We start from the raw sequence: 11,288 nt of genomic DNA, 5'->3' as shown, positions 1-11,288 counted from the left end.
ATCGAGAGATTCATAAGAAAACGTCATCCTTTCTAGTCTAGCTTTTTTAGAAAGAATAACGTTTTTTTACACTTGGGGGTAGTGAAGATTTTTAAGTTGATGGGCATGGGACGTGACCGTATACCAGAAATCGTACAAGAAATTAAAGCTGGTCGTTTTGACGCTGCAATTATAGAAGACACAGTTGCTAAAAATTATTTAGAGAAAATGAAAGATTTACAAGGAATTGAAATTAAAGAAGCACCAGAAGAAGTTGGAGCAGCAATTGCCCTTCCGAAAAACAGTGATAAAACAGCAGAATTTAATAAAGTAATTAAAAAAATGCAAGAAAATGGAGAAATGGATAAATTAGTGAAGAAATGGTTTGGCAGCGGAAAATAAGCTGCCTTTCACTTTTCTGTGAGGGGAATGAAAAGAATGAACTTAGATTTTTCGGCGATTACGCCTTCGATACCATATATACTAAAAGGTTTAGAAGTTACTTTGAAAATTGTAGCAGTATCAGCTTTAGCAGGATTTATTTTAGGAACGCTATTAGCACTTTGTAAAATTGCTAGAATACGAGCATTAAATATAGCAGCAGATTTTTATACATCAATTTTTCGTGGTACACCCCTTGTATTGCAATTAATGATTATTTATTTTGGTGTCCCGCAAATAATTGGTTATGAAATACCAGCATTCTTAGCTGCTGTACTTGCATTTAGCTTGAATTCAGGTGCATACATGTCAGAAGTAATTCGTGCTGGTATTCAAGCGGTGGATAAAGGACAAACAGAAGCAGCAATGGCTTTAGGGGTACCATACGGAAAAATGATGAGAAATATTATTTTCCCTCAAGCATTAAAAAATATATTACCAGCGCTTGTGAACGAATTTGCGACACTTACGAAAGAATCGGCTGTAGTAACAGTAATAGGCGCGACTGATTTAATGCGTCGTGCTTACATCGTAGGCGGTGAGACATTTAAATATCTTGAACCATTACTTTTTGTTGGACTGATTTATTATATGTTAGTCATTATTCTTACATTAGTCGGGAAGGCAATTGAAGGGAGAATGAAGAAAAGTGATTAAAATTGAAAACCTTCATAAATCATTTGGTAAAAACGAAGTATTAAAAGGAATTACAACAACGATTGAAAAAGGGGAAGTAGTTGCAATTATAGGACCTTCTGGATCAGGAAAATCAACATTTTTACGTTGTATGAATATGTTAGAAGCACCAACGGATGGTCACATTTGGATTGGAACGGAAGAAGTAACGAATCCGAAAACGAATGTTATGCATGTTCGTGAAAATGTCGGTATGGTATTTCAACATTTTCACTTATTTCCTCATATGACTGTATTAGAAAATATTACGTATGCTCCTACCAATGTAAAAGGGGTAACGAAGCAAGAAGCTGAAAAGAAAGCTGAGAAACTTTTAGAAAAGGTTGGACTAGTAGATAAAAAAGATACGTATCCAAATCGTCTTTCGGGAGGACAAAAGCAACGTGTAGCAATTGCAAGAGCGTTAGCAATGGAACCCGAAGTTATGTTATTTGATGAACCGACATCGGCGCTAGATCCAGAGATGGTGAAAGAAGTGTTAGAAGTTATGAAATCGTTAGTTACGACAGGAATGACGATGGCTATCGTTACACATGAAATGGGCTTTGCAAAAGAAGTGGCAGATCGTGTTCTTTTCTTGGACGGAGGAAAGCTTGTAGAAGATAGTGCGCCAGAAGAATTTTTTGCAGCACCGAAAAGTGAACGTGCGCAACAATTTTTACAAAAAATATTGTAATATGAAAAGGTTATGTGAATAATAAGTAGAAAAGGATGACATTGTGTCATCCTTTTTTTATACTAGCTGTAAATACGTTTATACATATAGGAGTAATGATATGTTTAAAATTGGATACCGTACAGTAAAAACAGCAATAGGGACAGGCGCGGCAGTTTTTATTGCTCAGTTATTAGGGTTGGAATTTTATAGTTCAGCAGGTATTTTAGTTATTTTATGTGTACAAAATACGAAGCGCAAATCGCTTCAAGTGTCGTTACATCGTTTTCTAGCTTGTGTATTATCAATGGTATTCGCGTTTTGTATTTTTGAAACGATCGGCTATACACCACTTGCAATTAGCATATTGTTACTTACATTTATTCCGACTGCAGTAATGCTTAAAATTCAAGAAGGCATTGTCACGAGTTCAGTTATTGTTATGCATCTATATTCATTGAAGCAAATTACATGGCTTATAGTTGGAAATGAAATTGCTATATTAACGATAGGGATTAGCGTGGCGTTATTAGTAAATATGTATATGCCGAGTAGTGAAAATAAGCTAAAAGAGTATCAGGATAAAATAGAGAGCAATTTTAAAACGATTTTGTTTGAAATGGTTGTGTATTTACGAAATCGAGAAAGTAGTTGGAGTGGGGCAGAACTCATTGAAACCGAGAATATGTTAAATGAAGCAAGAGATTTATCGTTTAAAAAACTTGAGAATGCATTTATGCGAGAAGATGATTATTACTATCGTTATTTTAATATGCGTATGCAACAATTCGAAATTTTAGAGCGAATGATACCACTAGCAGCTTCTTTATCATGGACATATGAACAAGCTGATATGATTGCAGATGTTGTTGAAAACATTGGTAATGCTATTAGCCCTGAGAGTACTGGCGTTATTTCCTTAAGGCAGCTTCAAGAAATGAGGGGATTATTTAGAGACATGCCATTACCAGCTACACGCGAAGAATTTGAGATACGTGCGAAACTTGTTCAACTTGTGTATGAAATGGAACAATATTTACTCATTAAAAGTCGCTTTAAGGGAAAGGATAATATAAAAGAACTTATATAGAAGGTAGGAATTATCTATGCCGTATCTTCTCTCTATCATATTATGTCTTTCTTTATCGCCGATTTGGCCTCTTGGGGATAATCCACGTGCCGGAGATCCTTTTATTATTGTAAATAAAGCAACGAATAAATTAGCTTACATTGACGATGGAAAGATTCAAAAGGTTTTTCCAGTAGCGACAGGGAAAACGAATGAATTAACTCCAGAAGGAACTTTTGATGTTGTAATGAAAGCGAAGGATCCGTATTATATTGCGAAGGATATTCCAGGTGGGTCGCCAAAAAATCCACTTGGGTCAAGGTGGATTGGATTTAATGCAAGAGGAACTGATGGAAGTAAATATGGAATACATGGAACAAACCAACCGAGTTCAATTGGAAAGTATATTTCACAAGGGTGTATAAGAATGAAGAAAAACGATGTGGAATATTTGTTTGATCGCATTCCAATTGGAACGAAAGTATGGATTGTGAAATCGAAAAAATCATTTCAGCAATTGGCAAAAGAAAAAGGAGCCGTTGCATATGAAAAAGCCAACGAAAAGGTTGGCTTTTTCTATTATAATAAGTTGTCTTGACATGTGTACATAACCGTGCGTTAATGAGAATATAGAATGATAAAATTAGATAAAGGGGTTGCTCATATGTACTTGAATCCAAAACTTTCGTATATGCAGTTTTTTATGGGATTTCTATTTGTTATTACATTCATATTGGCAACTTTTAATATATGTTCTTATCTGGTAGCGATTGTATGTATGGCATTACTTAATCTAACTTTTGTTATTGGAGCATTTCAGCAGAAACAATATACAAGTTTTGTAATAGCACTTGTAATGTTATTTTCCTTTAGTATTGTAGCGATTGTGTTTTATATAAAATAAACCATCTCGATGTCGAGATGGTTTATTTTGTCATGTGTAAAAAGTAAAAAAAGGACGAACACATCGCCCTTTTTACCAAAACATACTCGCGCCAGCAAGTAATGTTGTTACAAGCATAGAAATCAGCATCACATAAACCATAACTTTTTGAGCTTTTTTATGCATCGTTATACCTCCTTGCAAATCAGTACAATTTCATTGTAACGAGAAATGAAATTATGGACAAGGGGAGAGTGAGGACAAAATTCGGGAGGGGATTGCAAAATATAACAGGAAATTTGAGTGTGTATAGAGAATATAGTAAAAGGGTATATTGTTAATTTTTAGTTGGGCAAGCTGAAGAATGGAGATACGATGATGAAAATATACGAAACAGATCGTTTATACTTAAGGGAAATTGATGAGTCGTATGCTGAAACAGTTCTTCAATATTACGACAGAAATCGTGAATTTTTAAAAGCTTGGGAAGAGTATAGACCGGATGATTTTTTTACGCTAGATTATCAAAAGAAAAAGTTGCAAAAGGATAGAAAAGAGTTCGAAGAAGGGAAAATCATCAGACTATGGATTTTTAAAAAGGGTGATGATACGAAAATAATTGGGTGTATTTCATTTAATTTAATCGTTCGTGGCATTTATCAATCTTGTGTACTCAGTTATAAATTAGATAAAGCAGAGTTAAACAAAGGGTATACGACAGAAGCGCTTAGAAAAGCAATTCAAGTTGCTTTTGGGGAATTTCAGTTACATCGTATAGAAGCTCCGATTATGCCTCGTAATTTAGCATCTATACAAGTAGTAACGAAGATAGGTTTTCAATATGAAGGCGTGTCTAGGAAGATGTTAATGGTAAATGGCGTGTGGGAAGATCATATGCGCTGGGTATTGTTAAATGAGTAATAGAAAGCAGATGGTTATCTAGACATGTAAACCATCTGTTTTTTGTCTTGTATTTCGAAACTTTTGCGAAATTCTGTTATAATTAATAGTGTTACATACATAATGGTAGTGCAGGAGGCGCAGTCTTATGATTAATCAAGAACGTTTAGTAAATGAATTTATGGAATTAGTACAAGTAGATTCTGAAACGAAATTTGAAGCAGAAATCTGCAAAGTATTAACGAAGAAATTTACAGATTTAGGTGTAGAAGTATTTGAAGATGACACAATGGCTGTAACTGGTCATGGTGCAGGTAACTTAATTTGTACTTTACCAGCAACAAAAGATGGTGTTGATACAATTTACTTTACTTCTCATATGGATACAGTAGTTCCTGGTAATGGAATTAAGCCTTCTATTAAAGATGGATATATCGTATCAGATGGTACAACAATTTTAGGTGCGGATGATAAAGCTGGATTAGCATCAATGTTCGAAGCAATCCGTGTTTTAAAAGAGAAAAATATCCCTCATGGTAAAATAGAATTTATTATTACAGTCGGAGAAGAATCAGGTCTTGTTGGTGCAAAAGCATTAGACCGTGAGCGTATTACAGCGAAATATGGCTACGCATTAGATAGCGATGGAAAAGTTGGTGAAATCGTTGTTGCAGCTCCAACACAAGCGAAAGTGAACGCAATTATTCGCGGGAAAACAGCTCACGCTGGTGTAGCGCCGGAGAAAGGTGTATCTGCAATTACTATCGCAGCGAAAGCAATTGCGAAGATGCCACTTGGTCGCATTGACTCTGAAACGACTGCAAATATTGGACGTTTTGAAGGTGGTACACAAACGAATATCGTTTGCGATCATGTACAAATCTTTGCAGAAGCTCGTTCTTTAATTAATGAGAAAATGGAAGCACAAGTTGCGAAAATGAAAGAAGCATTTGAAACAACTGCAAAAGAAATGGGCGGTCATGCAGACGTTGAAGTAAACGTTATGTACCCAGGATTTAAATTTGCTGATGGCGATCACGTTGTAGAAGTTGCAAAACGTGCAGCTGAAAAAATTGGTCGTACACCTTCTCTTCACCAAAGTGGTGGCGGAAGTGATGCAAACGTAATTGCAGGACATGGTATCCCAACAGTTAACTTAGCGGTTGGTTATGAAGAAATTCATACAACAAACGAGAAGATTCCTGTTGAAGAATTAGCAAAAACAGCAGAATTAGTTGTTGCAATTATTGAAGAAGTAGCGAAGTAATGGAATAGAAAAAGCGTGTAAATCAATTATGATTTACACGCTTTTTATTTTGATTCGATTGCTTTGACAAGACGTATAAGCGAATATAAGAAAAACTATGGAAGTATATACGTTGTTGCTACATGTACTAGACGAGGGAATAACCCTAACGTATTCATATTGAAAATCGGAAGTAGTAAATAATTAATTGCAATGATTAATATAACTACAAGGAATGTATAATTGAGTTTATCCCGCTATTTGCCGGACAGTAAGACCCCCACCTCAAAATTCAGCGAAAGTAAAGAAGTTAGGTGGGGGCCCTGCTGCCCGTAAAAGTCCGATTAGTGAGAGTTGATTAAAGTTTCGATTTATATCGATTATAAAAAAGAACAAGTAATTATTATAACTATTGTGCAAAATTTGATATAATAAAAGAACGAACGTTCTGATTAGGGAGTGAGTACTATGCGAGAAATGTATCCGAAAAATGGTCGTGTTATTTTACATGTAGATATGAATTGCTTTTTCGCATCTGTTGAAATTGCTCATGATCCATCATTACAAGGAAAGCCATTAGCGGTTGCTGGAAATGAAAAAGAGAGAAAAGGAATTATTATAACATGTAGTTATGAGGCGAGGGAATACGGAATACGTACGACGATGCCCCTTTGGGAAGCGAAAAGGTTATGCCCGCAATTAGTTGTAAGGCGTCCTAATTTCACATTATATCGCGAAGCTTCATTTCAAATGTTTCAAGTCCTTTCTCGTTTTACAGAAAAGATACAACCAGTCTCAATAGATGAAGGATATTTAGATATTACAGATTGCTACGCACTTGGTTCGCCTCTTGAAATAGCAAAGATGATTCAACAAGCACTATTAACAGAGTTGCAGCTTCCGTGTAGTATCGGAATCGCTCCAAATCTTTTCCTAGCAAAAACAGCTTCTGATATGAAAAAACCTCTCGGTATTACCGTACTTCGAAAACGTGATATTCCAGAAATGATTTGGCCACTTTCAGTTGAAGCAATGCATGGGATTGGAGAAAAAACAGCTGAAAAATTAAATGAAATTCATATACATACAATTGAACAGTTAGCGAAGGGAGACGAGCATATCATTCGCGCTAAAATTGGCAAGCACGGTATTGATTTACAAAAGCGTGCAAAAGGTACGGATGATAGGGAAGTGGATCCGAGTCAAATGGGCCAACATAAAAGTGTCGGTAACTCGATGACTTTTTCAAAGGATATGGATGAAGAGAAAGAATTACTTGATATGTTAGAACGGTTATCAAAATCAGTGAGTAAAAGATTACAAAAGCGAACCCTTGTCAGCTATAATATTCAAATTATGATTAAATACCATGATAGGCGAACAGTAACACGGAGTAAGCAATTGAAAAATGCAATTTGGGAAGAACGCGATATTTTTCAAGCAGCATCCCGTTTATGGAAGCAACATTGGGATGGTGATTCCGTTCGTTTACTAGGTGTTACAGCTACTGAAATAGAGTGGAAGACAGAATCGGTGAAACAATTAGATTTATTTTCATTTGAAGAGGATGCGAAAAAAGAACCACTACTTGCTGTCATTGATCAAATTAACGATAAGTATGGAACACCGATTTTACAACGAGGTAGTCAACTACTACGTAAGCAAGAGAAGTCGTTTCAACAAAAGTTAGAAAATAAGTTTATGTAGAAGGTGTCATGAAGTAGTAAAATCATGACACCTTTCCTATTATACAGGCACCAAGTGATACGAGAGCATTTGTCCGTAACCCAGCCATTCGGTGTCTCCATTGTCTTTCCATTCCAATGCAAGCTCCTACAATAATTGCTATAACTAACCTGAATACAATGTCGTACCATACCATCATGGTCACCTCCATATATAATATGTGTTATGTTTTTTAGAATGAGCGGGGGATACCCACTCATTCTTATTTTTACAACCAGCTATGAAACTTTTTAATATAAAGCTTTTTCAGGAATTGTGTTAAAAAAGCGTAGCCTAATAGTATTCCTACTAACCAAGGGAAATAGTTAAGTGGCAATGCTTGTAAACCAACGGCTGCACCAAGTGGTGAGAATGGAATATAAATCCCGATTGCCATAATAAGAGCGGTTAATAAAACGACTGGTGTTGATGCAGTGCTTTGAATAAATGGAATCTTTTGTGTTCTTATCATGTGAACAATTAAAGTTTGTGTTAACAACCCAACGACAAACCAACCGGACTGGAATAATGATTGCTCGCTCGGTGTATTTGCACCAAATACATTCCACATGACTACGTATGTGATAATATCAAATATAGAACTAATTGGGCCGATACAAATAATGAAGTTTCGTAAGTTTGCAGTATCCCATTTTCGTGGTTTTTCTAGAAACTCTTTATCCATTTTGTCCCATGGAATAGAAAGTTGTGAAATATCATAAAGTAAGTTTTGAATTAAAAGATGAATGGCAAGCATCGGTAAAAAAGGAATGAAAGCACTTGCTACTAACACGCTAAACACATTACCGAAGTTAGAGCTAGCTGTCATCTTAATATATTTTAAAATATTTCCGAATGTAGTACGTCCTTCTAAAATCCCTGCTTCTAATATAGTTAAACTTTTTTCGAGTAGAATAATATCGGAAGCTTCTTTCGCAATATCAGTAGCAGTATCAACAGATATTCCGACATCAGCTTCACGTAATGCTACAGCATCGTTAATGCCGTCTCCCATGTAACCTACAGTGTGTCCATTTCCTTGTAATGCGTGTATAATACGAGATTTTTGCATTGGATTAAGCTTCGCAAATACAGTCGTTTCTTCGGCAAGTCTTGCTAATGCTTTATCTGGTAAAGAATCAATCTCGTAACCGAGGATTGGTTCGCAGATATCTAATCCAACTTCTATACAAACCTTTCTTGTAACAATTTCGTTATCGCCAGTTAAAATTTTCACTTGTACACCATGTTTTTGTAATGCTTGAATTGCAGCTGCTGCAGATGGTTTCGGTGGATCTAAAAAGCCGATATATCCAGCGAGAATCATATCAGTTTCGTCTTTTACTGCGTACTCTGTATCATTTATTCTTCTATCTTTTTTATAAGCAACAGCAATAACCCGCATACCTTCACTATTTAGTGTCTCACTTAGTTTTTTGACATTTGAACGTATTTCCTCGGTGAGTGGAACGATTTTTTCATCCACTTCAGTGTAGTTACAAATTGATAAAATTTCTTCTACGGCACCTTTACAAACCATTGTATGTTCACCTGAAATATCCTTTACGATGACTGACATACGCCGGCGGGCGAAATCGAATGGAATTTCATCTAGCTTTTGAAAAGCTGATGGATTAAATGTATTGTTTTCCTCTGTATGCTTAATAACAGCTTTATCTATTAAATTTTTCAATCCAGTTTGATAGAAACTATTTAAATAGGCAAATTGCAAGACGCGATTGCATTCATTTCCCTTGGGATCTAAGTGACGAACAAGGACAACTTTATCTTCTGTTAAAGTTCCGGTTTTATCTGTACAAAGAATGTTCATAGCACCTAAGTTTTGAATAGAATTTAGCTGTTTTACAATTACTTTTTGTTTAGACATGTTAACGGCACCTTTAGCTAAATTAGCAGTTACAATCATCGGTAACATTTCAGGTGTAAGGCCGACAGCGACGGCAATAGCGAAGAAGAAAGCTTCTTGCCAATCACCTTTTGTGAATCCATTAATGAGAAGGACAATAGGTGCCATAATAAGCATGAATGTAATTAAGAGCCAGCTTACTTTGTTTACACCTTTATCAAAGCTTGTTTCTACACGCTTTCCAATTACCTTATTGGCTAAAGAGCCGAAATACGTATCGGTACTTGTTGAGATGACAACAGCTTTTGCGCTACCACTTACAATATTTGTTCCCATGAAACAAAGGTTTTCCATATCGAGTGGATTGTAATTTTTTTTCATGTTTGTCGGTAAGATATGCTTATTTTCTGTATGGTAGCAGTGTTCGTATTTTTCTACAGGAAGTGCTTCCCCTGTTAAAGAAGATTGATTAACAAATAAATCTTTAGCGGATACAATACGCACATCAGCTGGAACGATATCACCGGCTGAAAGGGAAATGATATCGCCAGGTACAAGTTCCTCAATTGGAATTTCTGTTGTGTAATTTCGATTTAAATTCGTTACATTTTTTGTTTCATGTACAAATCCATTTATTCTAAATACGCTCGCAGTTGTTCGAACCATAGCCTTTAACTTATCGGCAGCTTTTTGAGAACGAAATTCTTGGGAAAACCGAATTGTTGCACTAAGTAGTACCATTGCAGATACGACAATTGTTCCTTGCATATCATCCGTGAAAAAGGAGAGTGCTCCAAGAGCTAATAAAACGAAAATAAATGGATTTTTAAATGCCGACAGAAATTGAATGTACCACGGTGCCATTTTATTATGAGCTATTTCGTTCGGACCATATAAAGAAAGTCTACGAGACGCTTCTTGTTTAGATAATCCATCTTGTGTTGTTTCTAAAAGTTTTAACGCAGAGCTTACATCTTGTGTTGCAACCTCCACTAATAATTCGTTATTTGTTTTCATGCTATCTTGCTCATAAGCATGCTTTGTTTCTTGTCTTTGTAAATTAAACATCGGTAGTTCCTCCTCTGTCATGAAGGAGGAAACAATCTGTTACCTAACTATTTGAAATGGTGAGGAACAGTTTCTTTCCTACCTACATGATGAAATATGAATGTAAAACGTATGGGTATATGGGCCGAATCATCAATTGCCAACTGTTCCTCACCTCCGTACAATTTAGTAGTTTCTGAATATGCTATGTTTGTTTCATAGTAAGGTGCATATAGACGTAAAAAGACCTTTACTCAAAACGAGTAAAGGTCTGAATTCGCAGTTAAAAGAGTCCACAACAAAGACTGTTAGTAGACATAAATAAAAACAGTTTTTGTGTATGACAAAATACATGCACCTCTCCCTCGTTGAGTTTTAGCACTGTATAGCATAGGTACTGAAACCAGCTACATTAAAAAAGGCCTTCATTCCGACCTTTCCTGTTGACCCATTGGCGTCTCTCGACATTTTTGGGCAGCAGCGTTTCTCTATACAGGAGCCTCACCTAACAGAGACCATATTCAATTACATGTTGAATGTTAGCACTGTAAAATTGTAGTGTCAATATCTTTTTTATCTGTGTTTTTAAAATATTAAACGGATTTATAATAGATATGTGGGATGAAATGTATGATATTGATTATAAATAATATGAAAAATAAATATTTTTATAAAAGACCTGCGGTAGTATGTCAACTGAAAAATAATATCTTTTGAAGTTATCAAAGGACAAATTGCTTAAAAAAGACATCACGAAACTAGACCAGTATTTTATGTAAA

Annotated in this window: 10 protein-coding genes, 2 pseudogenes and 1 riboswitch; of the genes and pseudogenes, 9 read left to right on the top strand and 3 right to left on the bottom strand. The window is 35.6% G+C overall.

Annotation, left to right across the window (positions count from 1 at the left end; genetic code table 11):
• Window positions 1–108 precede the first annotated feature (108 nt).
• The 6 genes and pseudogenes from MR168_RS29775 to MR168_RS29750 form a co-directional block, all read left to right on the top strand.
• A pseudogene (locus MR168_RS29775) lies at window positions 109–381 on the top strand (transporter substrate-binding domain-containing protein); the annotation flags it as partial.
• Window positions 382–417: 36 nt separating this feature from the next.
• Window positions 418–1,077 (top strand): amino acid ABC transporter permease, encoded by a 660-nt coding sequence (locus tag MR168_RS29770; RefSeq protein WP_001046916.1) that lies wholly within the window; start codon window positions 418–420, stop codon window positions 1,075–1,077.
• Window positions 1,070–1,792 (top strand): amino acid ABC transporter ATP-binding protein, encoded by a 723-nt coding sequence (locus MR168_RS29765; RefSeq protein WP_000590206.1) that lies wholly within the window; start codon window positions 1,070–1,072, stop codon window positions 1,790–1,792. Before MR168_RS29770 ends, MR168_RS29765 begins: the two co-directional genes overlap by 8 nt.
• A gap of 100 nt (window positions 1,793–1,892) precedes the next feature.
• Entirely contained in the window at window positions 1,893–2,861 is a 969-nt protein-coding gene (locus MR168_RS29760) for an aromatic acid exporter family protein (RefSeq protein WP_000472673.1), read from the top strand.
• Between the two features lie 16 nt (window positions 2,862–2,877).
• Window positions 2,878–3,438 carry a L,D-transpeptidase gene (locus tag MR168_RS29755; protein ID WP_001146566.1) on the top strand — a complete coding sequence of 187 codons (561 nt, stop codon included), beginning with the start codon at window positions 2,878–2,880 and terminating at the stop codon, window positions 3,436–3,438.
• Between the two features lie 66 nt (window positions 3,439–3,504).
• On the top strand, window positions 3,505–3,744 hold the full coding sequence (locus tag MR168_RS29750; RefSeq protein ID WP_242291701.1) for a DUF3894 domain-containing protein: 240 nt from the start codon (window positions 3,505–3,507) through the stop codon (window positions 3,742–3,744).
• A gap of 72 nt (window positions 3,745–3,816) precedes the next feature.
• Here MR168_RS29750 and prli42 read toward each other — a convergent pair whose 3' ends face one another.
• Window positions 3,817–3,909 carry a stressosome-associated protein Prli42 gene (prli42, locus tag MR168_RS29745; RefSeq protein WP_000549040.1) on the bottom strand — a complete coding sequence of 31 codons (93 nt, stop codon included), beginning with the start codon at window positions 3,907–3,909 and terminating at the stop codon, window positions 3,817–3,819.
• A 189-nt stretch (window positions 3,910–4,098) separates the two neighbouring features.
• Between prli42 and MR168_RS29740 the strand changes: the two genes are divergently transcribed.
• From MR168_RS29740 to MR168_RS29730, 3 genes are all read left to right on the top strand, one after another.
• A complete protein-coding gene (locus tag MR168_RS29740; RefSeq protein WP_001987197.1) occupies window positions 4,099–4,644 on the top strand; it encodes a GNAT family N-acetyltransferase in 546 nt (181 codons plus the stop codon).
• Between the two features lie 127 nt (window positions 4,645–4,771).
• On the top strand, window positions 4,772–5,890 hold the full coding sequence (locus tag MR168_RS29735) for a tripeptidase T (protein WP_000609803.1): 1,119 nt from the start codon (window positions 4,772–4,774) through the stop codon (window positions 5,888–5,890).
• 447 nt (window positions 5,891–6,337) lie between these two features.
• Complete coding sequence (locus MR168_RS29730; protein WP_001208858.1) at window positions 6,338–7,576, top strand: DNA polymerase IV; 1,239 nt, start codon at window positions 6,338–6,340, stop codon at window positions 7,574–7,576.
• A gap of 40 nt (window positions 7,577–7,616) precedes the next feature.
• Here MR168_RS29730 and MR168_RS29725 read toward each other — a convergent pair.
• A pseudogene (locus MR168_RS29725) lies at window positions 7,617–7,751 on the bottom strand (MgtC/SapB family protein); the annotation flags it as partial.
• A gap of 72 nt (window positions 7,752–7,823) precedes the next feature.
• Window positions 7,824–10,529, bottom strand: a complete 2,706-nt coding sequence (gene mgtA, locus MR168_RS29720; RefSeq protein WP_140159340.1) for a magnesium-translocating P-type ATPase — start codon at window positions 10,527–10,529, stop codon at window positions 7,824–7,826.
• A 331-nt stretch (window positions 10,530–10,860) separates the two neighbouring features.
• Window positions 10,861–11,028: riboswitch (M-box (ykoK) riboswitch) on the bottom strand.
• Between the last annotated feature and the right edge of the window lie 260 nt (window positions 11,029–11,288).

The organism is Bacillus cereus group sp. BfR-BA-01356 (assembly GCF_022663635.1).
GTDB classification, from domain to species: domain Bacteria; phylum Bacillota; class Bacilli; order Bacillales; family Bacillaceae_G; genus Bacillus_A; species Bacillus_A cereus.
Note: the sequence above shows the minus strand (reverse complement) of the source record. Positions and strands in the feature narration are given on the sequence as shown.

Coding starts and splice junctions, on each gene's coding strand:
- MR168_RS29770 (WP_001046916.1), top strand. CDS start 418: ATGAACTTAGATTTTTCGGCGATTACGCCTTCGATACCATATATACTA.
- MR168_RS29760 (WP_000472673.1), top strand. CDS start 1,893: ATGTTTAAAATTGGATACCGTACAGTAAAAACAGCAATAGGGACAGGC.
- MR168_RS29755 (WP_001146566.1), top strand. CDS start 2,878: ATGCCGTATCTTCTCTCTATCATATTATGTCTTTCTTTATCGCCGATT.
- MR168_RS29750 (WP_242291701.1), top strand. CDS start 3,505: ATGTACTTGAATCCAAAACTTTCGTATATGCAGTTTTTTATGGGATTT.
- prli42 (WP_000549040.1), bottom strand. CDS start 3,909: ATGCATAAAAAAGCTCAAAAAGTTATGGTTTATGTGATGCTGATTTCT.
- MR168_RS29740 (WP_001987197.1), top strand. CDS start 4,099: ATGATGAAAATATACGAAACAGATCGTTTATACTTAAGGGAAATTGAT.
- MR168_RS29735 (WP_000609803.1), top strand. CDS start 4,772: ATGATTAATCAAGAACGTTTAGTAAATGAATTTATGGAATTAGTACAA.
- MR168_RS29730 (WP_001208858.1), top strand. CDS start 6,338: ATGCGAGAAATGTATCCGAAAAATGGTCGTGTTATTTTACATGTAGAT.
- mgtA (WP_140159340.1), bottom strand. CDS start 10,529: ATGTTTAATTTACAAAGACAAGAAACAAAGCATGCTTATGAGCAAGAT.